A 26199-nucleotide genomic window follows, 5' to 3' on the forward strand; every position below is an offset into this window, starting at 1 on the left:
TGGTTTCTGGTTGCGCTCCGACTGCGATTCAGTCCGCTGGCAGTGATGCCACCTCGTAGGCGTCTTCGTCGATGGCGGCGGTCTGGTCTTTGAAGGTGGTCATGTTGTGGGGCCACTGGGTAACGATGCGGCCGCTGGGGCTGCGGTAGTAGCCGTTGCAGCTGGCATTCCAGGGCCTGATCTCGGAGATTCCCTCCTGCACCCACTCGTTGTAGCGGTCCATGGGCTCGGACTTTACGTCCACCCAGGCCAAACGCTGTTCGGCTAGGCGCTGGATGTGGGCCAGGGCGTAGTCCACCTGGTACTCGATCATGGTGATGATCGAGCCGTTGTTGGTGTTGGGGCCGTACAGCATGAACAGGTTGGGGAACCCGGCGGTGGTGATGCCCATGTAGGCGGTGGCACCGTCGTTCCAGGCATCCTCGATGTCCAAACCTCCCCGGCCGGTTACCTCAATGGCCGAGAGGTACTTGGTGGTGGAGAACCCGGTGGCCAGCACCATGGTGTCCATCACCCGCTCGGTGCCGTCCACGGTGAGCACCCCCTTGGGGGTGATGCGCTCGATGGCGTCGGTAACCAGTTCTACGTTGGAGCGGTTGTAGGTGGTGAAGTACTCGTTGTGGAACAGCGGCCGCTTGCAGCCCCACATGTGAGTGGGGGTGAGCTTGGCCCGCAGTTCGGGATCGGTCACCGCTTCGAGGGCTCGGCGGCCGATGTCCTCCATCTCGGCCTGCCTCACGGGATCTTTGAAGGCCATGCCGGTGTCCACCTGCTCAAACAGCTCGTCGCGGCGGGCCGCCACGATGCTGGGGTCGGCCTGGCGGGCGGCCATCTCCTCGGCGGTGTAAGGGTCGTCTTCTTTGGGCAGCACCCAGTTGGCGGTGCGCTGGAACACTTGGAGCTGGCCCACCTCGAGGGCGATCTCGGGGACGAGCTGCACGGCGCTGGCCGCCGAGCCGATCACGCCGACTGTCTCACCGGTGAGGTCGTGCTCCCAGTCCCACCGGGCCGAGTGGATGGTCTTGCCCTCGAACGAGCCCAGCCCCTCGATGTCGGGCAGGGGAACGTCGTTGAACATGCCCAGGGCACTGATCACCACGTCGGCGGTGACCTCGGCGCCTGACTCGGTGGTCAGCGTCCATGTGGCGCTGTCGTCGTCCCAGCGGGCCAATTTGACGGCGTCGTTGAACCGGCAGTGGGGGAGCACCTCGTACTTCTCAGCGCAGTGCTCCATGTAGCGCAAGATCTCGGGCTGGCGGGCATAGGGGCGGGTCCAGGTGGTGTTTATCTCGAAGGAGAACGAGTAGAGCTCCGACTGGATGTCGCAAGCGCAGCCGGGGTAGCGGTTGTGGTACCAGGTGCCGCCCACGCCGCTGCCCTTCTCCAGCACGGTGAAGTTCTCGAATCCCGACTGGCGGAGCCGAATGGCGGCGCACAGCCCGCCCGGCCCGGCCCCGATGATGGCGATCCGCAGGTCTCGTCCCCCGTTGCCGCTGGCTGCTGCTTGCTGCGTGCTCATGTGTACCTCTCTCAGTGGCTCGGAAAACGCTACCCTCGTGGCCGCTTCCGGTAGAAAACGGAGAGATCTTTAGATCTTGGAATGTCCTTTGACGACAGCAGTGTGATTGTCGTTCAGGACGCTGGAGATTAGAGTTCGTAGCGTGAAACACGGGAACGCTCACTCATGACGCGCGTCGAAACCGAAGTAGAGGCCAACGCAACGCCGCTGAGCCTGCTCGACGAGTTCGTCTTGACGCTCTTGAATGAGGAGAGCGGTTACTTCCGCCAGGTACCCGGGTGGACACTGAATTGCACCGTCGTCGGCGCCGCGCTCGCCGAGCTTTCCTTCCTCTATCGCATCGACACCGACATGGAGTCCTTGATTCTTCTGGACACGAAGGTGACGGGCGATCCCTGTCTCGACCCCATCCTGGCCGAAATCGCGCAGGAGCCGGGGCAGTACAACGCCCAGTACTGGATCGAGCGGCTCGCTCCCAAAGCAGAGTCGATCATCGATAGGACCTTGGATCGCTTGGTCGACCTGAGGATCCTGCAACACCACGAGGGCGATTTCTGGTCGCTGGCCCGAGGAGCCTGGATGTCGGGGTTCCACACCAGTACCGAGGTGGGCACCGCTGTCGAGTTCGTCAAGACCCGAATCAGCAAGGCGATCTTCTACAACGAGATTCCGAGTCCCAGAGACGTGGTCATCGTCTGCCTCATCGATACTTGCGACGTGTTGCGCTACATCTTCGAGCTCGATGAGGAGTCGGAGCAGCGTGTCGAGCAAATCCTGAAAATGGACCTGATCGGCCGCTCCATCGCCACCGCGGTCAGCGAGAACATCGCCAGCCCGCTGTTACGTCGATCCACCCTCACCAAGCCCATCCCCGTTGTCAAGATGCGCAAGCTGTTGCGCAGCAAGCATGTGCGCAGTGGGAACCTCCCGGCGCTGTTCGCGGAGCTTCACGAAAAGCACGGCTCGGTGTTCGAGGTCCGCATTCCCTTCCAGGAGCGAAGCATCTTCCTCGCCGGGCCGGAGATGAATCACTGGGTACACCGCAATGGCCGCATGTATTTGAGGGCTCGGGACTATTTCACGGACTTCGAGAAGGTCTATGGCGGTGCTGGGTTGCTGCCCGCCCTCGACGGTGCCGACCACTTCCGCTATCGCAAGTCCATCCAGCCCGCGTACTCCCGCACCAGGCTGGAAGAGTCGCTCGAAGTGGTCTACCGCTACGCGCGAAAGGAAATGTCTGCTTGGAACGTCGGAGAAACCCTGCCCGCGGTGACGATGTGCCGGAATTTCGTCAACGCCCAGACGTCGCCGCTGCTGGCCAGCATTGAGTCGCAGGACATCATCGAAGATCTTCAGAAGTTCAAGGAGCGTGCGCTCCAGACGCATGTTGCCAAATCTCTCCCCAAGTTCATGTTGAAGACCCCGGGCATGAGGCGCCGGGGGAAGACAATCGACGAGGTGGTGGACCGGGTCCAAAAGGTCCACACCCCCGCCCAGCGGGCGGGTTGCCCACGGGAATTGGTCGACGATCTGCTGAGCATGCACACCAGCGACAAGCAGTTCCTACCCGAGTCGAATCTTCGGTTCGTGCTCTCCACGCCGCTTCTGGCCAGCATGTACGTGGGCGACGAGCTGAGCTTCATCGTCTACGCCATGTTGACCAGGCCGGAGTTCTACGAGCAGATCAGGGCGGAGGCCGATGCCCTGTTCGCCGACGGCGATCCCGACGTCGAGGCGCTGACTGGGCCTGGGAACGACATCAGCCGCCGCTTCATCATGGAGTGCTTGCGCATGTGGCCGACCCTCTCGATGTCGGTTCGCAACGTGATGAATGCATGCGTGGTGGAGGGATTCGAACTCGAGGAGGGGGTGCGGGTGTTCATCGCCACCACAGCCACCCACTACATGGACGATGTGTTTCCCGATCCGTTCACCTTCGATATCGACCGCTACAAGGCGCCGCGCAAGGAACACCTCGGTTCCACCTATGCCCCATACGGTTTGGGCACCCACACGTGCATGGGCTGGCGGATGGCGGAACTTCAGATGCTGATCGATCTATTGATGATCGCCCACTACTTCGAACTCGAAGTCGCCCCGAAGAAGTACAAGTTCAAGATCTCCCCGTTCGCGTCGATGTCTCCGAACAAGAAGCTCAAGTTCCACATCGCCGGAAAGCGACGCGAGCTAATCGGCTGACGCTGTCTTAGCGCTTCGCCTTCTTGAAGCGCCACCCGTACATCAGGCTCCCGTAGAAGTTGAAGGCGCGCCTCGCCGCGGGATCGTCGAAGGGGTAGTCGGCGCCGAGCTGTCTTGCCGCGGCGAGTCCGGTGATGAAGCAGGTCTCCTGGCTGTTGATCAGCGTGTGGGCGCCGCAGTGCCAAGTGCGCCGCTTGCCCTGGACGAAGCGGAACAGGTTGACCAGCCAGGCGACGTGGCGCACGTCGTGCACGATGTGCTGGAACCACCACCTCTTGACGATCTTGTCCTCGTCGATTGGCGAGATGGCGTTATAGGTCACCAAGCAGGGCTTGTCCGACCGGTTGACCCACGGCTGCTGGTTGTGCATGATGTAGGTGATCTCGTAGTTGTCCGGTCTCGCGCCGTACTGCTCGATGTGGTTGCTGCGGGTGGTCAGCGGCTTCACCTCGTTTTCGGGGAGCACCGAGGAGTCGTAGTGGACGACGGTGTGGTTGTGGAGCTCGCTCTCATAGCGAATCGACGAGAGCAGATAGCGCTCAAGGGCAGTGGGCTTGTCGAGCATCATCAACGTCTGGTTCGCATTGCACGCGAAAATCACCTCGTCGAATTCCTCCCGAGCACCGGCCGCGTCCACCACCACCACACCGGACTTCGACCGGTACACCTTTTGCACCGGCCGGTTCAGGTAGATCTTGTCTTGGAAGCCGGCTGACATGTGTTGGTAGATGCGCTGGGTTCCCTGGTCCCACGTCTGCATGGGCGTGGCCGACTCGATGTCGAAGAACTCCAGATACCGGGCGAACAGCGATGCCGGCATGTCGAACACGTTGGTGGCCATGAGGAAGTTGACGAACATGGGCTTGAGAACCTTGTACCTGAAGTCGCCGGAGAACCCGCCCAGATTCAGCAGCGTGCCCATGCTCACGTAGTTGTAGGGGTTGAGAAGGCTCAGCGCCTTCGACTGGGAATTGGTGAGCCATCCGAAGCGGTGCAGGCGTCGCAGGAGGCGTTGGAACTTGGCGATTTCCGATTTCAGCTGCTCTCTGATGTCGGAATCGAAATCGTGGGCATAGATCTGGCCGCCGTACTTCACGCTGTAGCTGAACTTGGTGTCGAGCAACTCGATGTCGAACTGCTTCATCAGCAACAGGATGTGGTCGTACACCGACGGGATGCAGGCGGTGACCGAGATGTCGAAGGGGATCGAACTGCCGTCGTCTTGGGGCATCTGGGCGGTGATGGCGTTGCCGCCGAGCTTCTCCTGCGCTTCGTACAGTCGAAAGTCGAATCGGTCCGGCTGATGGTGCAGCCCCCACGCCGCGCCCAGTCCCGAGATGCCGCCGCCGACGATGGCGATTTTCTGCTGGGTATTGGGCTTTGCTCTCTTGGCCACTCTCGCCGTCCTTCTCCCTTAGTTGGCCGCAGCCTGGTCGGCGACCGTTGTGTCGCAGTCTGCGGTAGCAGACGTATCGGAATAGAACTGGGCGCAGTAGGCGCGGTATTGGCCGATCTCGCCTTCAGAACGCGACAGGCGGGGACGGGGGCGGTATTGCTTGGCGCTCCAAATGGGCACGTCTTGCAAAACGTCTCGTTTCTCAAAGTAGGCCATGAACCTGTTGATGATGGGAGGTCGCAGCCTCTGGGGCAGAAATGCCAGACCCGCAATCCAGCGGCCTGGTTTGAGCAGAGGTCCCGTCTGCGACACCACCGTCAAGTCGATGTGAGTGCCGTCGACAGGCGTTGCCAATATCCAGAGGCGCATATCCAATCCGATTGTCACCTCGCGCACTTCCACGTAGGAGTAGCCCAGGCCGTAGATGAGAGCGTTGGCCTCAACGGAGAGCTTCAGCCGGGCGATCTTGGCGACTTTGCGGGTGGTGGCAAAGTCGAAACGGCTTCTGAGGAAGTGCCCCTCTATCTCCAATGGATCGACGCGGCTGACGCTGTCGTAGCCGTGGACGTGGGTCAGGTGGGCTAGGTCGACGGAGTTCTCCGTTGTCTCTTGGGGATGGCCGGGAAAGCGGGAAATCCAAATGTGGTGTCTGCTCCAGCCGGTTTGGTCGGGCTCCCCGGCAGGCAGGTGCCACTGCGGTGCCCGCCCCTCGATGCCCCACCAGGCGAAGATCAGACCGGCGATTTCCCGGGTCTCGTATACCCGAAGCCGAGCCGCCTTGGGGGCAGGGCCAAAGGGAGTGGACACGCACTGGCCGCCGGTGTCGTATTCGAATCCATGGAAGGGACACACCAGCCGGCCGTCGCGAACACAGCCCCCCACCTCGGGCCCCAGATCCGAGCCCAAATGCGGGCAGAAAGCGTCAGCCACACAGACACCAGTGTCGTCGTCGCACCAGACGATGATCTCCTCGCCCATCCAGACCTTTCGGATGAGGTTGGAGTTCTCATCTAGCGATTTGCGGCTGGTGACGAAAAACCAGCCCTCGGGAAACGGGGAAAGCAGCGGGTCGTTCGCTATTGCCGTCATATCGCTCGGGAAACGCTACCCTCATGGCCGCTGTCGTTAGAAAACGGAGGGAAGCATGGGGCGCTTGGACAACAAGGTTGCGCTGGTTTCGGGTGGTGCTCGGGGTATGGGCCAATCCCACTGCCGGGTGTTCGCCGCGGAGGGAGCCAAAGTGATGGTGGCCGACATTCTCGACGACGAGGGTGCCGCGGTGGCCGCCGACATCGGCCCGAGCGCGATTTACCAGCACTTGGACGTGACCCGGGAGGAAGACTGGGCCGCGGCTATAGATGCGGTGATGGGGAACTTCGGGCGGCTTGACGTGCTGGTGAACAACGCCGGGATTGCCGAGGTGGCCCCATTGGCCGAGATGACGCTGGATAGCTACCGGCGGGTCACTGAGGTGAACCAGACCGGCGTGTTCCTCGGGATGAGGGCTGCGGTGAAGCCGATGACCGAGTCGGGCGGCGGATCGATCATCAACATTTCCTCTATCGACGGGCTTATCGGCATGAACAACCTCACGTCCTATATCGCCAGCAAGTGGGCGGTGCGAGGGATGACCAAGACCGCGGCTATGGAACTGGCCCCAGTGGGCATCCGGGTGAACTCCATCCACCCCGGATTCATCCTCACCCACATGGGATCCACGGAGGAGAGGACTCCTGAGGAGGTACACAAGAATCTGGAGGCTTACTCGGCTCGGATGGCCCCCATGGGCCGGGCCGGAGTTCCCGAGGACATCTCCCGCCTTGCTTTGTTCTTGGCCTCTGACGAGAGCTCGTATTCCACCGGGTCGGAGTTCATCTCAGACGGCGGCTTCACCGCCGGTTACCCCTCTCCGGGGATCATGCCCACTTAGGGAATCTCAAATTGGATTGCGGCTCGGTCGGTGATGGCCGGGCGGATGATGTCGAAGACGATCCGCTGGTGCTCGGGGTGGTCGCGGTACGTCAAGTAGGCCTCTTGGTCGGCGAAATCCCCGACGACGACGAAGTCGAAATTGCCCTCAGCCAGCCCTAGATCCGGTCCGATGGTGTAGGCCTCGGTCACCCCGGTGGCCTCGGGCATGGTGGCGATGGCGTCGTGTACCGCCTGGCGCTGGGCCTCGTCGGCGTCGTCTCGGAACTTGAACATCACAACGTGGCGGATCATGTCTTCTCCTTTGGCCTATTGCAGTCCGGCGCAGAGTCCGCCATCCACGGGGAGGGCGGTGCCGGTGATGAATCGGGCGTGCTCAGAGCACAAGAATGCGGCGATTCGGCCGAAGTCAGCGGGTTCGCCCACCGATCGGGTGGCGGCTGTGGACTCGAGATCGGACATCTGGTCGCCGAATAGCTGCCGAAGCCGGTCAGTGGCGTGGTAGCCGGGCTGAAGGGAGTTCACGGTCACACCGTCGGCCGCCACCTGGTTCGCCATGGTCTTGAGGTAGCCGGTGACCCCGGCCCGAGCCGTGTTGGACAAGATGAGCATGTCCAGCGGCTGGCGTACCGACACCGAAGTGATGGCCAGCACCCGGCCCCAGCCCTGGGCCTGCATGGCCGGAACGGCCGCCTTGGTCATGGCCACCACCGACAACAGGCTCAGCTCCAGCGCAGCCGGGTAGAGGTCGACGTCGGTGCTCACCCAGTTGCCGCCAGGAGGTCCGCCGGCGTTGGTGACCAGGATGTCGATGCTGCCCAGCGCCTCTGTGGCGGCGTCCACCAGTGCGGTCGCTCCGGCCGCGTCGGAAACGTCGCCGACGATGGGGATGGCACCGGGCACGCCCTCAGCCGCATCATTGAGCCGGTCCGGGTCTCGCCCGTTCATAACCACCCGGCATCCCTCTTCGGCCAGTGCTACCGCGGTGGCCAAGCCCAACCCGGCTGAGGAGGCAGCCACGAGCGCCCGTCGTCCGCTGATTCCTAAATCCACGGGGCGAGGTTAGTGGCCCACCGCCGAAATACCGGTGCTGGTCCACGCACCTTCTTTCCGGGTGACCGGAGGTACTCAGGTTGTGGCTAGCCTCAGGCCATGAATTGGGAACTCCCGGCTGATTTTTCCGACCGCTACGGCCCGTGGGCCTTGATCGCGGGAGGGTCGGAGGGCACCGGGGAGGCATTTGCCCGCCGCCTTGCCCGCGAGGGGATCAACTCGGTGCTGCTTGCTCGTCGCCAGGCTCCGCTAGATGCTCTGGCCGCCGATATCCGAGCCGAGCACGGCGTCGAGGTTCGGACCGCCTCGGTAGACCTGGGCCACGCCGATGCGGCGGCCATGGCGGCCGAGTTGACCGAAGACCTCGACGTCGGACTGGTGATCTTCAACGCCGGGGCCACCATCCGGTTCAACTACTTCCCCGAATGGCCCGAGGAAGACCTTCTCGCCCTGGTGAACATGAACTGTCGCACCACGACGCTGTTCGCCCATCGCTTTGCCCCTCGGCTGATCCAGCGAGGTCGGGGCGGCCTTGTTTTGGTCGGCTCGGTGGCCGGGTTTGCCGGCTCAACCCATCAGTCGGTGTACAACGCCTCGAAGGCGTATGACTGGGTTCTTGCCGAAGGGCTGTGGAGAGAGCTCGGAATCTACGGGGTGGACGCCATCGCCATGGTGATCGGGGCCACCGATACCCCCTCCCACCGGCGGATGGGGGCCGACTTGAGCGCCCACAGCCCGATGGAGGCCGCAGATGTCGCCGATGAAGCCTTGGCCAACCTCCACAACGGGCCGACCTATGTGGTTGGCGAGCACAACCGGGCCGCCAGTGAGTTCATTCTCACTCCTCACAACCGAGGGGCCATTGTTTCGTCGATGAGCGAATCGTCGGCAGGCATCGCCGGTGACGAGATGCTCCCGATGTCGTCGAGGTAGGCGGCTACTCCACCGAGGTCAGGCTGCCGTCATCCACGTCGTAGACGTAGCCTTCCAAGTTGGCTGTGTCCAGCAGGGGCGATGCCCGGAGCTGCTCCATCGCGGCCAGAACCCGCTCGCGAGGGTCGCCGACCGGTTCCACATCCCAGGTCGGTGAGACGCCGGTACCGGCTTCCACCAACGCCCGGTAGCCCTCGGCAGAATGCCTGGAGGCCGCGCAATCCGTATGGTGAAGCACCACAATGCGGTTGGTTCCGACGAGTTGCTGCGACAGGCAAATGGAGCGGATGGCGTCTTCTGTCACATAGCCCCCAGCGTTACGGACAACGTGGGCCTCGTGGGGATTGATCCCCAGGATGGCAACAGGATCCAATCGGTGATCCATGCAGGCCAACACGGATGTCTGAAGTTCAGAAGATTCGCTCATTGGTCCTTTAGCTGGGTAGGCCGTGTCCGATGGGCTTGGTCACCCCGGCATCGTGAAGCGTGGTGATTTCCTCATGATCGAAACCAAGTTCACCCAATATCTCCATTGTGGCCCAACCGAGGGGGAGTGTAGGGGCCAGCGGAGTGGGGGCAGACGAGAATTGCATGGTCGGAGCGGCTCTCCAGTACGAGCCCAGTTCGTCTTGTTCGGCTTCCACGGCCACGCCGCTTTCCCGCATGTGGTTCTCATTCAACATATTGCGCAAGAAGTCACCCCGATCAGCTTGGGCCGCGGGCACTCCGGCCGCCAGCAGCCGGTCTTCCCAAGCCTCAGCCGAGTCTGTACTGAACACTCCGGTTAGCTGGGTTGAGAGTTCCGAGGAGGGCAGTTCGGGAAGCTCGATGCCAAGCACCGCGCCCAATGCCTGTCGCTCGCGGTTTCGATGCACATCCAGCAGCAGCCACCCGTCGCCGGTCTCGTACAGCCGCTGGTAGGCGTGGAAGCCGTACTGTCCGGAGTCCACCACGGGCGATGGAAGACCCGAGTGTTGGATCCCCCACTCAGCCACGGCGTAAGCAGTGGCGGTGAGCATGGTGGTCTCCAGCTTCTGGCCTCGACCTATGCGGCGGCAAGCCAACACGCCGGCCATGATGGCCGCCGCGGTAGCCAGGGCGGCGGTGGGGTCGCCGTAGGTGCGGTTGCGGGGCGGGTTCTGTTCACCCGACTCCACCATCCCGGCGCCGGCAATGGCATTGGGTGACGAATGGAATCCCGCCTTGTGGGCCCACGGCCCCCGACTGCCGAAACACGAGGCGTATACGTAAAGCAGGCGGGGATTGCGGCCCATCACGGACTCCGCGTCGATGCCCAGCCGCTCGGGAGTCCCTGGCCGGAAATTGTGCAGGAAGACGTCAGCTCTGTCGACCAGCTGGTAGAGGATGTCGAGCCCCTCAGGCGTCTTGAGGTCCAAGACGATTGACTCTTTGCCCACCAGCGACTTCACGTAGTCGGTGGTCCAGTTGCGCCGTCCGGGATCGCCGGTGGGCGGCTCCACTTTGATCACCCGGGCACCTGCCTCAGCCAGCAGCGTGGCTGCGAACGGGCAGGCGTAGAAGTAGCCGACGTCCAAGATGGTGATATCAGCCAGAGGCAGGTCGGAAGCTGGATCATTCCCACTAGCCGAGGGAGAAGGGGAGGCGGTCGAAGGCCAGCCGGCCAGCACCTCATCGGTGTGCTCTCCCAGTCGGGGTGCGGGCGGGCCGACCACAGACGGCGACTCGGAATACAAACCGAGCGGGCCGATCTGCACCGTGGGGCCCATCTCTGGATCAACTACCTCTTGGCGGCGTCCGTTCTCGGTGCAATGGGGATGGTCGAGGAATTCCCGCGGGGCCAGGAACGGATCGCCCCCGATGTCTTTGGCCGAGAACACGTTCATCCACTCCTCGGCAGTTCGCTGCTCCATTCCGGCCTGAATGGCCTCGATAGCCGAGGCCAGTCGCTCCTCGCTGGGCCACAGGTCGGGGGCATTGGCCAGATCGGGGTCGTCCAGCAGCTCCTCGAGCCCTAGTTCCGTGAGCCACCGGCGGTAGTGGTGGGCTTGGCGGCTGCACATCTGGATGAACCGGCCGTCCTTGGTGGGGGCGGTCATGAACGGCACTCGCATGATCCCATAGACCTTTCCCGGCTCGGGCGGCATGTTGGTGCGGTTGCCGTGTCCGCTGGTCATGTCGTACACGCTGAGTGCGTGGAGGAGGCTGGTATGGACCCGCTGCCCCCGGCCAGTGCTTTCTCGGGCCCAGATGCCGGCCATGAGCCCGACTGCGGCCAGCATTCCCGCTCCATAGGAGGCGATGGGCACCGGGGTGAACACCGGGCCGGGGCGCACCCCTTCGTAGGTGGTCATCCGTCCGCTCTTGGCCGCCACGATTTGCTCGTAGCCGGGAAGGTCCCGCCAGGGTCCGGATTCGCCGAAGCCGGTGATGGCGGCGTACACCAGCTGATCGTTCAGCCGGCTCAGGGTCTCGTAGTCAACCCCGAGACTTGTGGCGGTCGATGGTCGGAACGCCGCGATTACCCCGTCGGCCTTCCGGGCCAACTCGAAAAATCTGTCCCGGTCATTGTCGTCGGCCAGATTGAGAACTGCGCTCTTCTTGGCCCGATGCCAGACGGTGAAACCGGGTCGGCCCCGGTCTCGGTCACCGTCGGGCGATTCGACCTTGACCACCTCTGCTCCGTTCTCGGCCAAGACCATTCCGGCGATACCAGCAGCCGCTCCCGAGCCGAGCTCCAAGACTCGCAACCCTTCCAGGGCAGTGGCCATGGCTTGATTCTGGTTCCTGGCGATGCGAGGTACCTATCAGAGATTCCATCGAGTCCGGACGGGAGACCCAGCCGAGATAGCGTCGGGCCATGCCGCCGAGAGCAATTGATTGCTGGGTGAACGTGAACATGGGCGACTACGAGCCCCCCGAGTACCTGATCCGGGTCAAAGAGGACTATCTCCACGGCGGGGCCGATTTCTTCCGCAGTTTCACCCCCGAGGAGCTGCTGCCGCTCATGGACGAGCTCGGGGTGGAGAAGGCCGTCATCCAGGCTACGGTCGGCGAGGACAACCCCCGTCCCTTCGATTTCGTGGAGCGTTACCCCGAGCGGTTCGCTCTGGCTCTCCATCTCGATCCCCGGGGAATGATGCCGGTGCTGTGGAAGCTGGAGGACATGGTCAAGCAGTATCCGGTGGCGCTGGCCCGGGTAGTGCCTTTCGGCGTGGATGTTCCCCCCAGCGACCCGGTGTATTACCCGCTCTACGCCAAGTGCACCGAGCTAGATCTGCCGCTTTCCATAAACACAGGCATTCCCGGCCCGCCCATGCCCGGCGAGGGCCAAGACCCGATGCTGTTGGACCGGATCTGTTTGCGCTTTCCCGACCTGAAGCTGTGCATGGCCCATGGAGCCGACCCGTGGTGGGGGGTGGCCATGCGCCTGATGATCAAGTACAAGAACCTCCACCTCATGACCTCGGCTTATAGCCCCAAGCGGCTCCCGGAGGAATTCATCCACTTCATGAACACCCGGGGACAGGACAAGGTTATCTTCGCCTCCGACCATCCGGCCCTGGACATGCGCCGCTGCATCACTGAGGCCTGGGATCTCGACCTGCGCGACGGCGTGCTCGACAAGTACCTCTACGCCAACGCCGACCGCCTGTTCTTCGGCCCCCGCAACCCCCGGTACTGAGGCGGGCTGTTCAGGAGAGTGAGACTCCAGCCTTGCGGGTCAGACGTCGCTGATGGCGATGGCCCGCTCGTCGGTGCCGAGATAGCTGGCGATCACGAGGGGGTCGTTGCGCACCTCGGAGGGTGATCCCTCGGCGATGACCTTGCCGGCCTCCAGGCAGTACACCCGGTCGCTGATGCTCATGATCAGGGGCATGTCGTGCTCGATGATCAGCATTGCCGCGCCCAACTCCCGGCGGATGTTGACGATGAGCGGGCCGAATGCCTCGGTCTCCCGCTGGGCCACTCCGGCGGTGGGCTCGTCAAGGCACAGCACTCGGGCGCCCAGGGCCAACAGGCCGGTGATCTCCACGATGCGTCGGGTGCCGGTGGACAGGTCGCTGATGTAGGAGTCGGCGTAGCGCCCCAGCCCCAGGTAGTCGATCAGCTCATCGGCCTCGGCCCGCCGTCGGCGCTCCAGGGTGAAACTGTGGGGCAAATGCAAGGCGGTGCTCACAATCGGCGTTCGACCCCGAGCCTCTAGGGCCACCTGCACCGTCTCCCGCACCGTCAGCTCGGGGAACAGGGCAGCGGTCTGGAAGGTGCGGCCCAGCCCGGCGCGGGCCCGCCGGGGAGCGGAAAGCCGGGTGATGTCGGCACCGAGCAGTTCCACCCGACCGCTGGACGGCACATACCCGCCTACCGCATTCATGAACGTCGACTTGCCGGCGCCGTTGGTCCCGATAAGGCCCACGATCTCGTCGGGACGCACCACCACGGTGGCCTCCGACACCGCCTCCACTCCGCCGAAGCGCACGGAGATGTCGCGCCCCGCCAGCATAGGGTCGGTGGAGGGCCGGGGGTCTTCAAGTCGGGTCAGGCTGGTGGGCGCGGCCTGCACGGTCTTGCCCCCGGGGTCGGGGCCCAATCGCCGCTCGGCCATGCCGATAAGAGCGTTGCGGGCGCTGTAGGCGATCTGAATCAGCCCGCCGGGGAAGTACATGAGCACCAGCAGGAGTCCGATGCTGGAGGAGAACAGCGCAACCGTTTCAGCGCTGTTGAACAGATTGGGGAGTCCGTGGATCCAGATCGCCCCCAGCACTGCGCCGATTGACGATCCGAGCCCGCCGATCACCACCATTCCGACAATCTGCAACGAGTTCTCGACCTGGAAGAAGCGCTCACCAATGGGGACGTTTTGCACCAGCCCGGCCAACATGGCGCCGCCCAGACCAGCGATGCCTCCGGCCATCGCAAACGCAGACAGCTTCGAGCGCACCGGCCCGACCGTGTAACCCGACGCAGAATCTGAGTTGTCGCGCACCGCGATGATGGTGCGTCCCACTCCCGAGCGGCGCAGCCGACTGACGATGATGACCACGATCACCAGGAAGGCCAAGCAGACGTAGTAGTAGGTCTTCTGCGACCTGAGGTCTAGCCCGAACAGCTCGCCCCTGCGAAACGATACCGACGACGCGTTGCCCCCGGAAAAGAACGGTCGCCGATAGAGGTACTGCTGGGCGGCCAGTGCGAACACGAATGTGGTCACCGCCAGGTAGAGGCCGCGTACCCGCAGCGACCCCACTCCGATCACTGCGGCCACCAACGCGGAGAACAGCCCGGCCACCGGGATGGCCACCATGAACGGTATACCGCTGGCCTCGAACTGGACGTCGAAGAAGTCGTACGACAAAGCGTCGCCGGGCAAGAACCCGGTTCCCACCGTGAAGTCCATGGACAGGCCCCGCTTGAGCCCGGCGGCGAACAGGGCACCCATGCCGGCGAAGGTCATCTGAGACAAGGAGAGCTGGCCAGCCCACCCGGTGATGATGGTGACCGAAACGCCGCAGACCGCGAAGCACAGCACAGTGGCGTACAGGAGTTGGCGAGAAGGCAGGTTGGTGATGCCGGGAAGTTGCACTAACACGATGCCGAGCACCAACAGCGCACCCAGCCCGATCCGGTTCAGATGCCGCAACCACCACACCTCCCGCAGCCGCTCGGGGATTGGCCGCATCTTGGGAGTGAAGGAGAAAACCCCGGTCTCGCCCTGGCTGCGGCTCTGGAAATACACCGCCACCAGCACCGCCAAGAAGATGACGAAGTCAATGAGCCCGGTCTCTGTGAAGAAGTTGAAGCGAAACAGGGCTTCGAGCACGCCGATCAGCACCCCGGCCAGCATGGCCCGGGGGAAGGAGACCATGGCGGCCAGTACCGCGGCCACCATCGCCTTTCCCAGGGTCTGGGGCCCGAGATTGGCCAGGCCAGCGATTTGCCCGGTTGACCCCGAGAGCATGACCATCGAAATCGAGGCCAACAGCCCGGCCATCACCCACACGAAGGTGGACACTGTTTTGGGGTTGATCCCCGACAAGCGGGAGAGTTCAGGGTTGTTGGCTGAGGCGGCCACCGACTTGCCGAATGTGGTTCGGTTCATCAGCCAGCCCAGCAGCATGGCCAGCAACGGCACCACTATGAGGATGGTGAGCTGGGGGCCGCGCACGCGAATATCGGTGAACCAGACGTCCTCCCAGATCGAGCCTATGAACACCGGGTATCTCTGCCCGGCGGCCTCGATGTCGGGGAGTTGGGAGACAACGAGCTGGGCCAGTTGGGCGATGCCCACCGTGGCCACCAGCACGATCACCCGGGGTGATTTGAACAGGCGGCGGATAACGGTCAGCTCCACCGCGGCGGCGAACAGCACGCCCAGCGCCAGCGAGACCACCAGGGCCAGCCAGAACGGCCAGCCATAGTTCAGCATCAGCAACGCCATCATGGAGGCGGAGATGATCCCCATGTTGCCCACTGCGAAGTTGATCACCCGGGTGGAGCGGTAGATCAGCACGATGCCCATGGCCACCAGTCCGGTCACCAACCCGTTGACCACCCCGTCGAACGCCAGTTGCTGGGTAATCCAGGTTCCAAGCACCGGGGCGGAGGCGTAGGCCATCAGCCGCCCTCGGTGCCCAGGAACACCGCTCGGGCCAGATCATCCCGCTCGGCCAGCTCTTGGGCCGGACCCTCGAAGCGCACCTGCCCCTTCTCCAAGAACACGGCGCGATCGGAAATGGCCAACGCCACGTTCAGCGACTGCTCGACGATGATCATGGTCTGGCCCTGGGCTTTGAGCTCTTCGATGGTCTCCAGCAGCGACTGCACCACCACCGGGGCCAAACCCAGCGACAGCTCGTCGATCATCAGCACCTCGGGCTCGTGCAGCATCACCCGGGCCAGCGCCAGCATCTGCTGCTGGCCGCCGGATAGGTTGCCGGCTCGCTCTTTGGGCCGATGGGCCAGGTCGGGGAACAAATCGAAGGCCCTCTCGATGCGGCGGTCCCGGTCGTCGGGGTCCTTACGGTAGGCGTAGGCCCCCATGAGCAAGTTGTCGCGGATCGACAGGTCGCTCCAAACCCCGGCCCCACCGGGCAGCATGTGCAATCCCATGGCGGCCCGCTGCTCGGGAGTGGCGAACGTGATGGTCTGACCGTGCAAGCGCACCACTCCCCGCTCAGGGGTCACTAGGCCGGTGATCACCTTGAGCGCGGTGGACTTCCCCGCACCGTTGGTGCCCAACAAAGCCAGCGTCTCCTGTTTGCGCACCTCGAAGCCGAGGTCGAACAGCACCTGCACTTGTCCGTAACTGAAATCGACATCGACCACTTGGATGGCCGGGATGTCGTCGGGGTCGGTTTCAGCTTGGCGGCGCTCTTCTTCTTGTTCTTCTCTCAGCTCGCCAACCACCAGGGAGAGATCGCGCCGCAGCCGGCCGGCCCCCCGCAGCACGAAGTAGGCGCCGATAGGCATGGCTACCGCGGTGATGATGGTGATAGCGGTTTGCTCGCCGAGCTCATTTTGGAGGAAGCCAGCGATGATGCTGCCTCCCACACCGCCCACCATGACCATGAAGAAGGTCAAGATGGCGGTGCCCATGCCTCGCAGGCGGTAGGGGAACACCGCCTGGATGGCCGGCTGCACCATGGCGAAGGCCCCGCCCAGCAGCGTGGAATTGATCGCGGAGAACACCATGAACAGAGCCAGGTTGGGCATCGCGTACTGGATGGGAACCAGCACCCCGATGGGTACTAGCAACACTCCTATCAGCAGCAGCGCTCGATTGGGATCTTTGCGGAATGTGGCATCGAACCGGCGCCCGACAAACGGCAGGAACAAGATCAGCCCGAACCCTGCGGGGGCAACCGCCAGGCCGCGCTCTAAGGCGTCGAGGCCGAATTCTTCCTCCAAAAAGAACGACTGAATCGAACCGGCCGGGAAGAGGGCGAAGCCCATGGCGGCGAACGCGATGGTCATGTTGCGAATGGAGTCGATATTCCATATGCGGGCGAAGGCGGCCTCCACTGAGATGGGCATCTTGTTGTCCTGCTTGAGCCCCGCGCCCAGCACGTGTTTTTGCTCCCATTGGCCTCGGGGCGGCTCTCTCAAGAAGAACGCAAATATCGCCAAAGCCGCGGTGGGCAGTCCGAGCAGATAGAACGCCCAGCGCCATCCGTCGCCTCCTCCAATCCACACCGCGATGCCCCCGGCCAAAATCGGGCTGATCGCAGAAAACACCCGGCCCACTCCGGCGTTGGTGGCGTACATGCGGCCCCGGGTCTGGAGTGGATAGGTGTCGGCCAGCATGCTGGGATGCACGGTGATGGTGTTGGCCTTGGACATGCCGGCGAAGAACCGCATGAAGAAGAACATCAGGGCGTTCACTGCCGCCCCCGACAGGGCGCTGAAGGCGGCGAAGGCCCCGCTGGCGATGCCCACGATGGGACCGCGGCGAAAGCGGTCGGCCAGCCAGCCCATCGGGCCGGCGCCCAGGACAAAGAACATGAGCGAGGCCGTGCTGATGGCGGTGATGGCCCCGTCGCTCACCCCGAATGTTTCGCCGATGTCGGGCCCCAAGATGGCCACCGCGCTGTTCTCCAGCTCGTCGAGGCTGTTCAGCGCCAAAAGCACGACGAAGGTCTGGAATCCGCCTTTGCGCAGGCCCTCCTTGAGGGTGGTCTGCTCGCCCCCCACCCCGGGCAGCAAGTCGTCGGGGAACAACACGTCGGCCTTTTGGGCATCGCGCCGAGCAGCCTCGCCCTCGAGCACCGTTGTGGCCAGTGCGTCTATCGACTCGCCCTGGGCATGTTCCTCGGCCAACGGTCCCCCCGAATTGAACAGGCTTATTCCGCCTGCGATGGCCCATGAGACTAGCGTGACCAGATCGACTCGATGTCAGAGCCAAGCCAGGAGATGTGATGAGCGGACCTTCCAACGTCGCGGTCGTTTTGCTGGATTCGCTGAATCGGCACATGTTGGGGAGCTACGGGGGCACCGAGTTCGAGACGCCGAATCTGGACCGGTTCGCGTCTGAGCGGGCTACTCGGTTCACACGACATGTGACGGGGTCGCTGCCGTGTATGCCGGCTCGCCACGACATTTTGTGCGGGGCGTTGGACTTTCTGTGGAAGCCGTGGGGGTCGATCGAGCTCTGGGAGGAGCCCATTACCCGGGTTCTGCGCCACCAGGGGGTGATCACTGCGCTGGTCACCGATCATCCCCATCTGTTCGAGACTGGCGGGGAGAACTACCACACCGATTTCCACTGCTGGGACTACTTGCGGGGCCACGAGGGCGATCCGTGGCGCACTTACTACGACCCCTCCTGGGCCGGAACCCCGACCATGCCGGCCCGCAAGGGCGGCTGGTGGTGGGCCAAGATGTGGGGGATTGAGGACATCGATCGGGCCTACGACCGGTCGCGCACGTTCTTCCGGGCTGAAGAGGACTATCCCGGGCCGATGACGATGAGCGCGGCGGCCCGGTTCTTGGCCCAGGACACGCCCCATCACGACCGGTGGTTCATGTTCGTGGACGAGTTCGATCCCCACGAGCCGTTCGACACTCCTGCGCCGTGGGCCGGCCGCTATCACGACGAGCCGTGGGGGGACGAGGAGTGGATCATCTGGCCGCCCTACGTTGACGGGGGCATCGCCTCGGGCCACTTCTCGGAGAAGGAGGGCCGCCACGTGCGGGCCAACTACGGGGCCAAGCTGTCGATGATCGACCACTGGTTCGGACAGATCCTGGACCGCTTCGACGAGCAAGACCTGTGGGACGACACCGCGCTGATCGTGTGTACCGACCACGGCCACTACCTGGGTGACGAGCGGGAGGGCCGAGATGTCTGGGGCAAGCCCGGCGTGCCCCAGTACGAGCCGCTGGGCCACACACCGCTGTTAATTTCTTGGCCGGGCAAGCCCGGCGGAGGAGTGTGCGAGGCGCTGACCACCAACGTGGACATCTTCGCCACTGTGGCCGACGTCTTCGATGCCGAGGTGAGGCAGACCACCCACGGCCGCTCCATGGTCCCGCTGCTGAGCGGCGAGGCTGACTCCATCCGAGAGTGGGCGCTGGGCGGGGTGTTCGGCGGCTGGGTGCAGGTGACCGACGGCCAGCACAAGTACGCTCGAGGAGCCGAGGGCGAGAACTTCCCCATCTCGATGTGGTCCAACCGGTGGTCCACCATGCCGTTCGGCGACATCGGCATGCCCGGTCTGCCCCCGCCCGACCACCGGGCCTGGCTCGACACGATGCCGGGTTCGGAGGTTCCGGTGATCCGCCAGCCCTACGAGCCGGGCGACAAGCTTCCCCTGTGGATAGCGGTGAATGCCTGCAACGACCGCCACTTCCTGTTCGACCTCGACGTCGACCCCAACGAGCAGGAGAACCGCAGCCACGAGCCATCTGCCGAAGAGATGATCGATCTGCTCCACACCGCGCTCAACGATGTGGACGCGCCCGATGAGCAATACGCTCGCTTGGGGCTCAAATGACGTGCCTACACCTATCCAGCCACAGCATTGGAGAAAGAGCATGCCCGGCATGAACAGGGGTTCTGGGACCGCTAGAAGATGGTGGTGGCTGATTGCCGTTTTGGCGTTGGTGGCCGCGGCTTGTGGTGGAAACGATGATGACGGCTCGGCCGACACCGCGGAGCCAGCCGCGGCTGAGGAGCAGACGGCTGCACCGGCCGAGGAAACCGCAGAGGAAACCGTTGAGGCCCCCGCGGAGGAGCCTGCTGAGGAGCCCGCCGAACAACCGGCCGACGAGCCAGCCGATGAGCCAGCCGAGGCCCCCGCAGAGCCGACGCCAGCCCCCACGCCGGTGGAGCTCATCGCCAGCTACCAGGGGGTAACCGAGACGGAGATCCACGTTGGTGTGGCCGCCATCGACCTTGAGACGCTGGCATCGATGGGAATCGACCTCAGCCCGTTCCCGCTGGAGGACTATTACGCCGCCTTGGCCGACGACTTGAACCAGCGGGGCGGCATCCACGGCCGCACCGCCGTTGTTCATGTCAGCCTGTTCTTCCCCATTGGCCCAGCCCCCAACGAAGAGACATGCCTCGAATTGATGGAGGACAAGAAGGTCTTTGTTGTCATCGGCCAGTTCCTTGAGGACTACGCCCTCTGCATCACCGAGACCTACGGTCACCCTTATGTCGGGCACTTCGGCGAGAACGCCGAACGCCAGGCCCGCTCCAACGGCCTGTTCTTCGCAACTGAGATGAACCAAACGCGCATGCGGGTGGGAGGAGTTGCTGAGATGATCCGGGCTGGCGATCTCGAGGGCCACAACGTGGGCATTTACTACGAGGCCCCTCCCGACAAGGAGTACGCCGATGCGGTGCAGCCGCTGTTAGAGGAAGCGGGCGTCAATGTGGTGGGGGTCTACCCGAGGGGTGCCCCCCTGAGCGACACGGTGGCAAACCAGCAGGCCACCGACAACATCGCCCAGCGTATGGAGGCCGACGGAGTAGACATGATTGTCAACCTCTCGAACGTACACGGCATTATCCAGTCGACGCAGAGGATCGGCTGGGATGTTCCCATTGCCCTAACCAATGGACAGGCCGCCGACCGCACTACTATCTCCGACGATCTGTCCCTCACTGACGAGGCATTGGCTCGAACCTTTGCGGTTACAACCGACAAGCCCAGCCCGGAGGAGTCCCTGGCCGATCCTGAGGTTCAAGCCTGCATCGCCGCCTACGAAGAGCGTTTCGGAGATGAGCCGCTTGATCTGTCCGATAACGAGGTGGTTGGCAGCGCCACCAACCACTGTCGGGCCTTCGCGTTGACCGTGAAGATCTTGGAGGCGGCCGGAGGGAACATCACCCCCGAGACATTCGTTGCCGCCGCCGAGGGCTTGGGTACATTTGATCTCCCAGCCATGGCTGGAGCGGCCCTCTCCCCCGATCAACACTCGGCTGGCTCGATGGTGCGTCGATATGAGTATGCACCCGAAGCAAGATCCTGGCTGCCGGTGGGCGATCCGATTCCCACCGATTCCGTTGAGTAGCAAACCCAAGGAGTTCCTGGCATGACGACAATTACCATCCTGGGCGACGAGGTGGCCACTGCCACCGGAGAGTGGGCCGATGGACGCCCGCTGATCGAGCCCGGTGCCCTCTCCGCCGCCGTCGGCTGGACGCTGAAACCGGAGGGGCTTTGCCGCGGCGATCAATGCGTACTGGTCGGAGACGGCTCGGCAATCCGGGTGGGCGACAAGCTTGATTTGGCCGCGGTGGCCAATGCAGTGGATCAGCCCACCGTGATTGACCCTGACGCCAGCGTTGTGGTGTTGGGCCAGCCCAACGCCACTCGCCAGGCAGCGCTGCGAGATCGCCAGGCGCCCGACTTCACCCTTGCCGATCTCGACGGCGCGGAGCGAAGCCTCTCGGACTATGTCGGCAAGAAGCGGCTCTTGGTCGCCTTCTCCAGTTGGTGAGGATGTGCCTTTGACCTGCCCGGGTGGCAGGAATTGCACGATGAGCTGGCCGACGACGGCTTTATGGTGATTGCAGTGGCCATCGACGAGGCCGTCGACGAGGTACGGGTGTTGGCCGATGGCGTCACTTACCCGGTGCTCATGGACCCCAACCACATCCTGACCGAGACATACGCCATAAGCAATGTTCCCGCGGTGGTGTGGATCGACGAGCAGGGACGAATCGCCCGTCCCAATGCCAACGAATTCGGAAGCGACATGTTCAGCGAATTCACCGGTCGAACTTGTCAAGGGCACTTCGACCAGATCCGTGCCTGGGTCCACGACGGTGTTGTTCCCGACGACGCCGACAGCGAGATCGCTGATCTCAGCGACGATGAGGTAGCTGCCCGCCTTCACTTCCGACTGGCCGCCCATCTGCGGCGGGCCGGAAACGAGGAAGGGGCCGTCCGCCACTTCGACGCCGCCGCCGAGCTCGCGCCTTTGGACTTCACCGTGGTCCGGGCGGCGATGCCGCTGCGGGGTGAGAGTCCCTTCGGCGAGGAGTTCTTCAAGCTGCTCGAGGAGTATCAGGCGGCTGGTAGCCCGTTCCACGGCATCACGCCCGCCTGAGCCACCTCGTGATGGTTCATCCCAGCCCTTTGCCCGATGAGCCGCTGAGCTCCCAGCCGGCCACGGGGTTTGTACTGGAGCGGGCCGCGGAGTTGGCCGACCAGGCCGCGGTGATCGACGGGCCGGGGGAGTGGTCGCTGACGTTCGGCCAACTCGAGCGGTCGGTGTATTCCCTGGCTGGGGGATTGGCCTCGGGCGGTTTCCAGCGAGGCGATGTCGCCGCGCTGATAGCGCCGAATTCCCCGTGGTATCCGGTGGTGTTCCACGCGGTGGCGGTCGCGGGAGGAGCAGTCACCACGGTCAATCCCACCTACGGAGCGGAGGAGATCGCCTACCAGCTCACCGATTCGGGGGCGAAGCTGGTCTTTGCTGCCTACGGGTTCGCCCCCCAGGCCCAAGAGGCAATGGACCAGGCCGGAGTGGCAGGCGATGTGGTGGTAATCGACGCCGCCAGCCCGACCATGGGCGTTCCCATGCAGTCGCTGATGGGAGACCCAATCACGCAGGTCGATGTTGACCCCCACACCGACGTGGTGGTGCTGCCCTATTCATCGGGCACCACCGGTTTGCCCAAGGGGGTGATGCTCACCCACGCCAACCTGGTGAACAACGTCGAGCAGTGCGCCTCCTCGGTGGCGTCCCAGGGCAGCGATGTGGTGCTGGCGGTGCTGCCCTTCTTCCACATCTACGGCATGCAGGTGCTCATGAACGACCAGCTTCACCACGGGGCGACGCTGGTGACCATGCCCCGCTTCGACTTGGCCCAGGCGCTTTCGCTCATCGAACAGCACCAAGTGACCCGGTTTTTTGCCGTTCCCCCCATCGTTCTGGCGCTGGCCAAGCACCCCGCGGTGGCTGACTTCGATCTTTCGTCGCTGCGCCAGGTGCTTTCGGGAGCGGCCCCGCTGGGAGCAGAGGTGGCCGCGGAGGCATCGGACCGAATCGGCTGCGATGTGGTGCAGGGCTACGGGATGACCGAGCTCAGCCCGATCTCCCATGCCACCCCGCCAGGCAATTCCAAGCCGGGGTCGGTGGGCCTGACGGTGGCCAATACCGAGGCTCGCATCGTCGCCCCCGACTCGGGCGAAGATCAGCCCATCGATGTCGAGGGGGAACTATGGATCCGCGGCCCCCAGGTGATGAAGGGGTACCTCAACAACCCAGAGGCCACCGCCGAGACCATCGACGAGGACGGCTGGCTTCACACTGGAGATATAGCCCGGATCGACGGCGACGGCCACGTCTACATCGTCGATCGGCTGAAGGAGCTCATCAAGGTCAAAGGGTTTCAGGTGGCCCCCGCCGAGTTGGAGGCGCTGCTGCTGGACCACCCGCAGATCACCGATGCCGCAGTGGTCGGTCGCCCCGACGACGAGAGCGGCGAGGTGCCGCTGGCATTCGTGGTTGCCGCCTCGGATTCCCCTCTCGATGAGCAGGCGGTCAAGGCCCATGTCGCCGATCACATGGCCACCTACAAGCACCTCGGAGAGGTGCGGTTCACCGATGCCATTCCCAAGTCGGCTTCAGGCAAGATCCTCCGACGAGAGCTGAGGGAACTGGTCGATGGCTGAGAAGAAGACCAAGCTCACGGTGCGAATGTCGCCTGAGGAGTGCTGGGAGATGCTGGAGAACTCGGTGAACGGCGTTTTCACAACGCTTCGGGCCAACGGCCAGCCGATCGCCCTGCCGGTGTGGTACGTGGTGCTGGATCAGAAGATCTACATGGTCACTCGGGGCAAGAAGGTGGTACGGGTGCGCAACGACCAGCGCTGCTCGTTCTTGGTGGAGGCCGGTGATCGTTGGGCCGAGTTGCGGGCCGTGCATGTGGAGTGTGTGGGCCGGGTGATCGAACCCTCCGAAGAGCTGGCCCAGAGGATTGCCGTCGCCCTCGATGAGAAGTACGCCCCGTATCGGACCGCCCAAGACGTGATGCCCGAGCAGACCCGGGACTACTACGAGAAGAACCTCAACTCCACCATCGAGCTCACCCCGGTGGGCAAGATCCTCAACTGGGACAACAGCAAGCTGTTCTAATACTCCCGAATCAGCACCGATGGCCTGTACCTGGGAAGAGTCCTCTGTCTTTGTGCCTACTTTAGAGCAAGCGGCGAACGTTGGTGAACTCTGCCGACAAAATGACGTGTTGAGGGGCGATATAGCCTGAAGTTCGCCACCTCATTACACCTTGGTCCTATAAGTGTCAAACACAACTGCTGTCAAAAGACGACAAAAACTTGTCGTCTTTTGACATGGCTTTTCGTTGACTCTGCTGCCTTAACACCATAAGGTGTGATCTGCCAGAAGAATGTAATCCGACCGTACTGCGACTGGAGGGACTAAAATGAAGAATAAGACAATTGCTGTCCTTATCGGAGTGGCCCTAATGATCCTTCTAGCTTCTATTGGAGTATCGGCTTCCGACAGCACAAATGGTGTTCTGACACCTGAAGCGATGGCCGCACATGAGGCGATCGTCGCAGCGTCAGAGACAAATCGCCCCGGCGACCCTGAATCAGTGACAACTCGTCATGAAAGACACATCACATTCACGAATTCCGGAAGCAGCTATTGGTACTTGTCGAGGGAGGATGATGACGTTTACATCCCCCCGGTAGTCACACATGAATGTACCGAATGGCGTTGGTCTTCAGGAGGTACACCTTATTCCTATAGCGCCTACCGCACTTGTCAACTCAATAATTGCCCACGCCCCTGCATACCCTTGGGAGGCTGGTCAGGCGGATACCACCTAAATCAGTATTTGGATTCCTGGACTGAAAGCTCTGGGAATTACATATTCTATTACAACGAGCGTACTACGCAGTGGGACCACTTCTGTCTGGGGGAAGACTTTTATCGCTATATACCTGAGACGCATCAAGGCCGTACTTTTGCACCCTATGGGTGAGATCTCTGATGAAGTCCGTAATCGCCATCATAGCTATAGCGGCAATGTTGACTGTCGCCCCGGCAGTGGCACAGGAAGAAGACCCTCGTAATCCTCAGCCAACTGCCATTTACCGGCATGAGGGAGTCACCTTCCGCCCGATCGAGGACACCGTAGGAGACCCAACGCGGCCAGGAGATCCGGAGTCGTTGGGGCGGCATATATACGGAGAGGTTCGCATAACCCACCGAGCAGACGAGTTTGTACCTGAGCCGGGGCGGTTGTGCGAGCACTGGTTATGGTCGCCTGGGGGCACGCCGGCATCGGTTTCAGGAAGCCGAACCTGCTATCAGTCAGACATGCCCGACGGCTGTGAAGAGTCAAATGGCTATGAACTCTATCACTATCTCGACTCTTGGACCGTTCTTGTCGGGAATGCGGTGGTGTACTACTCCGAGGAGGTGTACGAGTGGGATCTGTACTGCAAGGGCAGGTTCATCCACCCGTAAGACGTTTCCAGGCCCCAACGTGGACGTTGTGTTCCCATGCCGTATTCGGAGGGACGGTGACCCACTCCTGGGCCGCGGCGAAAGCCAGACCTTGGGGGGCGGTATCGACGCCGAACTGATCCCACATATCGGCCAGTATTCGTTGGATGTGGCGTTTGGAATATCCGAGGTTCTTGGCAATATCGTCCTGGTTTTGTCCGGCGGCTAGGGCTTTGAGGCAAGCTAACTGCGTGTCGTTGGGCGCGAGCGGCGTGAAGAATCGGCAGTAGTCGGCGACAGCGGTGGCCGCGTTGTGCAGTGCGCCCACCAACTCGGGGCGCATGAGTGTGGCAAGCTTCTCATAGCGCAGCAATTCCATGGTGTTGTCGTTGAATTCGGAGTCGCCGTTGGGCTGGGAATGGTTGAGGCCGCTGGAAACGGTTTCTGAGACTCCCTGTAGATAGCAGGAAACGGTATTCCAGCTATCGATGGCCGGTTCGTCTGGGCTCATTGCTGCCATCAGATCCGAACAGCGCCAAAAGGAGTCGGCCACTAACCTCAGGTAGTGCGGCGACAGCGTCATCTGGTACACGCTTCCGATTTGTCTGTGGAGGTCGGCACTGGCAGCGTCGGTGTGCTCACCGGGTCCGTGGCCAGCTTCGAAGGCTTCAGCTATCTGCGATGCGTGCCGTTCCATCCAGCAGGCATGTCTGAGAATCACCCCTAGATGCTCGGTGCTGATATTCACGACCCG

Annotated in this window: 20 protein-coding genes; 10 read left to right on the forward strand and 10 right to left on the reverse strand. The window is 62.9% G+C overall.

Annotated features, from left to right (window positions below; genetic code table 11):
- Positions 1–28: 28 nt before the first annotated feature.
- Positions 29–1519 carry a flavin-containing monooxygenase gene (locus ACOQPI_RS07345; RefSeq protein ID WP_420619024.1) on the reverse strand — a complete coding sequence of 497 codons (1491 nt, stop codon included), beginning with the start codon at positions 1517–1519 and terminating at the stop codon, positions 29–31.
- A 165-nt stretch (positions 1520–1684) separates the two neighbouring features.
- Between ACOQPI_RS07345 and ACOQPI_RS07350 the strand changes: the two genes are divergently transcribed.
- Entirely contained in the window at positions 1685–3718 is a 2034-nt protein-coding gene (locus ACOQPI_RS07350) for a cytochrome P450 (RefSeq protein ID WP_420619025.1), read from the forward strand.
- A 7-nt stretch (positions 3719–3725) separates the two neighbouring features.
- Here ACOQPI_RS07350 and ACOQPI_RS07355 read toward each other — a convergent pair whose 3' ends face one another.
- Entirely contained in the window at positions 3726–5114 is a 1389-nt protein-coding gene (locus ACOQPI_RS07355; RefSeq protein ID WP_420619026.1) for an FAD-dependent oxidoreductase, read from the reverse strand.
- 18 nt (positions 5115–5132) lie between these two features.
- Positions 5133–6203 carry a Rieske 2Fe-2S domain-containing protein gene (locus ACOQPI_RS07360; protein ID WP_420619027.1) on the reverse strand — a complete coding sequence of 357 codons (1071 nt, stop codon included), beginning with the start codon at positions 6201–6203 and terminating at the stop codon, positions 5133–5135.
- A 55-nt stretch (positions 6204–6258) separates the two neighbouring features.
- Between ACOQPI_RS07360 and ACOQPI_RS07365 the strand changes: the two genes are divergently transcribed.
- On the forward strand, positions 6259–7044 hold the full coding sequence (locus ACOQPI_RS07365; RefSeq protein WP_420619028.1) for a glucose 1-dehydrogenase: 786 nt from the start codon (positions 6259–6261) through the stop codon (positions 7042–7044).
- Here ACOQPI_RS07365 and ACOQPI_RS07370 read toward each other — a convergent pair.
- Positions 7041–7337, reverse strand: coding sequence for a Dabb family protein (locus tag ACOQPI_RS07370; RefSeq protein WP_420619029.1), 297 nt, complete (start codon positions 7335–7337; stop codon positions 7041–7043). The genes ACOQPI_RS07365 and ACOQPI_RS07370 overlap by 4 nt on opposite strands.
- Before the next feature lie 15 nt (positions 7338–7352).
- Positions 7353–8096, reverse strand: coding sequence for an SDR family oxidoreductase (locus tag ACOQPI_RS07375; RefSeq protein WP_420619030.1), 744 nt, complete (start codon positions 8094–8096; stop codon positions 7353–7355).
- Positions 8097–8195: 99 nt separating this feature from the next.
- On the opposite strand from ACOQPI_RS07375, the gene ACOQPI_RS07380 reads away from it, so the two are divergent.
- Positions 8196–9029, forward strand: coding sequence for an SDR family NAD(P)-dependent oxidoreductase (locus tag ACOQPI_RS07380; RefSeq protein WP_420619031.1), 834 nt, complete (start codon positions 8196–8198; stop codon positions 9027–9029).
- Between the two features lie 4 nt (positions 9030–9033).
- Here ACOQPI_RS07380 and ACOQPI_RS07385 read toward each other — a convergent pair whose 3' ends face one another.
- Together ACOQPI_RS07385 and ACOQPI_RS07390 are read right to left on the reverse strand one after the other, a co-directional pair.
- Positions 9034–9456: a beta-class carbonic anhydrase gene (locus ACOQPI_RS07385; RefSeq protein ID WP_420619032.1), complete on the reverse strand. Its 423-nt coding sequence runs from the start codon at positions 9454–9456 to the stop codon at positions 9034–9036.
- 7 nt (positions 9457–9463) lie between these two features.
- Entirely contained in the window at positions 9464–11779 is a 2316-nt protein-coding gene (locus ACOQPI_RS07390; protein ID WP_420619033.1) for a CaiB/BaiF CoA transferase family protein, read from the reverse strand.
- Between the two features lie 89 nt (positions 11780–11868).
- Here ACOQPI_RS07390 and ACOQPI_RS07395 point away from each other — a divergent pair, with 89 nt between their 5' ends.
- Positions 11869–12693 (forward strand): amidohydrolase family protein, encoded by an 825-nt coding sequence (locus ACOQPI_RS07395; RefSeq protein ID WP_420619034.1) that lies wholly within the window; start codon positions 11869–11871, stop codon positions 12691–12693.
- A gap of 39 nt (positions 12694–12732) precedes the next feature.
- Here ACOQPI_RS07395 and ACOQPI_RS07400 read toward each other — a convergent pair whose 3' ends face one another.
- Both ACOQPI_RS07400 and ACOQPI_RS07405 read right to left on the reverse strand, forming a co-directional pair.
- Entirely contained in the window at positions 12733–15624 is a 2892-nt protein-coding gene (locus ACOQPI_RS07400) for an ABC transporter permease subunit (RefSeq protein ID WP_420619035.1), read from the reverse strand.
- Entirely contained in the window at positions 15624–17825 is a 2202-nt protein-coding gene (locus ACOQPI_RS07405) for an MFS transporter (RefSeq protein WP_420619036.1), read from the reverse strand. The genes ACOQPI_RS07400 and ACOQPI_RS07405 overlap by 1 nt, the downstream gene beginning before the upstream one ends.
- 98 nt (positions 17826–17923) lie before the next feature.
- Between ACOQPI_RS07405 and ACOQPI_RS07410 the strand changes: the two genes are divergently transcribed.
- The 6 genes from ACOQPI_RS07410 (at position 17924) to ACOQPI_RS07435 (ending at position 25466) form a co-directional block, all read left to right on the forward strand.
- Entirely contained in the window at positions 17924–19501 is a 1578-nt protein-coding gene (locus tag ACOQPI_RS07410; protein ID WP_420619037.1) for a sulfatase, read from the forward strand.
- A 49-nt stretch (positions 19502–19550) separates the two neighbouring features.
- Positions 19551–21029, forward strand: a complete 1479-nt coding sequence (locus tag ACOQPI_RS07415) for an ABC transporter substrate-binding protein (protein WP_420619038.1) — start codon at positions 19551–19553, stop codon at positions 21027–21029.
- Between the two features lie 21 nt (positions 21030–21050).
- Entirely contained in the window at positions 21051–22070 is a 1020-nt protein-coding gene (locus tag ACOQPI_RS07420) for a peroxiredoxin family protein (RefSeq protein ID WP_420619039.1), read from the forward strand.
- An 11-nt stretch (positions 22071–22081) separates the two neighbouring features.
- Complete coding sequence (locus ACOQPI_RS07425; protein WP_420619040.1) at positions 22082–23641, forward strand: AMP-binding protein; 1560 nt, start codon at positions 22082–22084, stop codon at positions 23639–23641.
- A complete protein-coding gene (locus ACOQPI_RS07430) occupies positions 23634–24104 on the forward strand; it encodes a pyridoxamine 5'-phosphate oxidase family protein (protein WP_420619041.1) in 471 nt (156 codons plus the stop codon). The genes ACOQPI_RS07425 and ACOQPI_RS07430 overlap by 8 nt, the downstream gene beginning before the upstream one ends.
- Before the next feature lie 1212 nt (positions 24105–25316).
- On the forward strand, positions 25317–25466 hold the full coding sequence (locus tag ACOQPI_RS07435; protein WP_420619042.1) for a hypothetical protein: 150 nt from the start codon (positions 25317–25319) through the stop codon (positions 25464–25466).
- Here ACOQPI_RS07435 and ACOQPI_RS07440 read toward each other — a convergent pair.
- On the reverse strand, positions 25453–26193 hold the full coding sequence (locus tag ACOQPI_RS07440; protein ID WP_420619043.1) for a helix-turn-helix domain-containing protein: 741 nt from the start codon (positions 26191–26193) through the stop codon (positions 25453–25455). The two genes, ACOQPI_RS07435 and ACOQPI_RS07440, sit on opposite strands and share 14 nt — an antisense overlap.
- Positions 26194–26199 lie beyond the last annotated feature (6 nt).

Source organism: Candidatus Poriferisocius sp., assembly GCF_965219815.1.
In the GTDB taxonomy this organism is placed as follows: Bacteria; Actinomycetota; Acidimicrobiia; order Acidimicrobiales; family Bin134; genus Poriferisocius.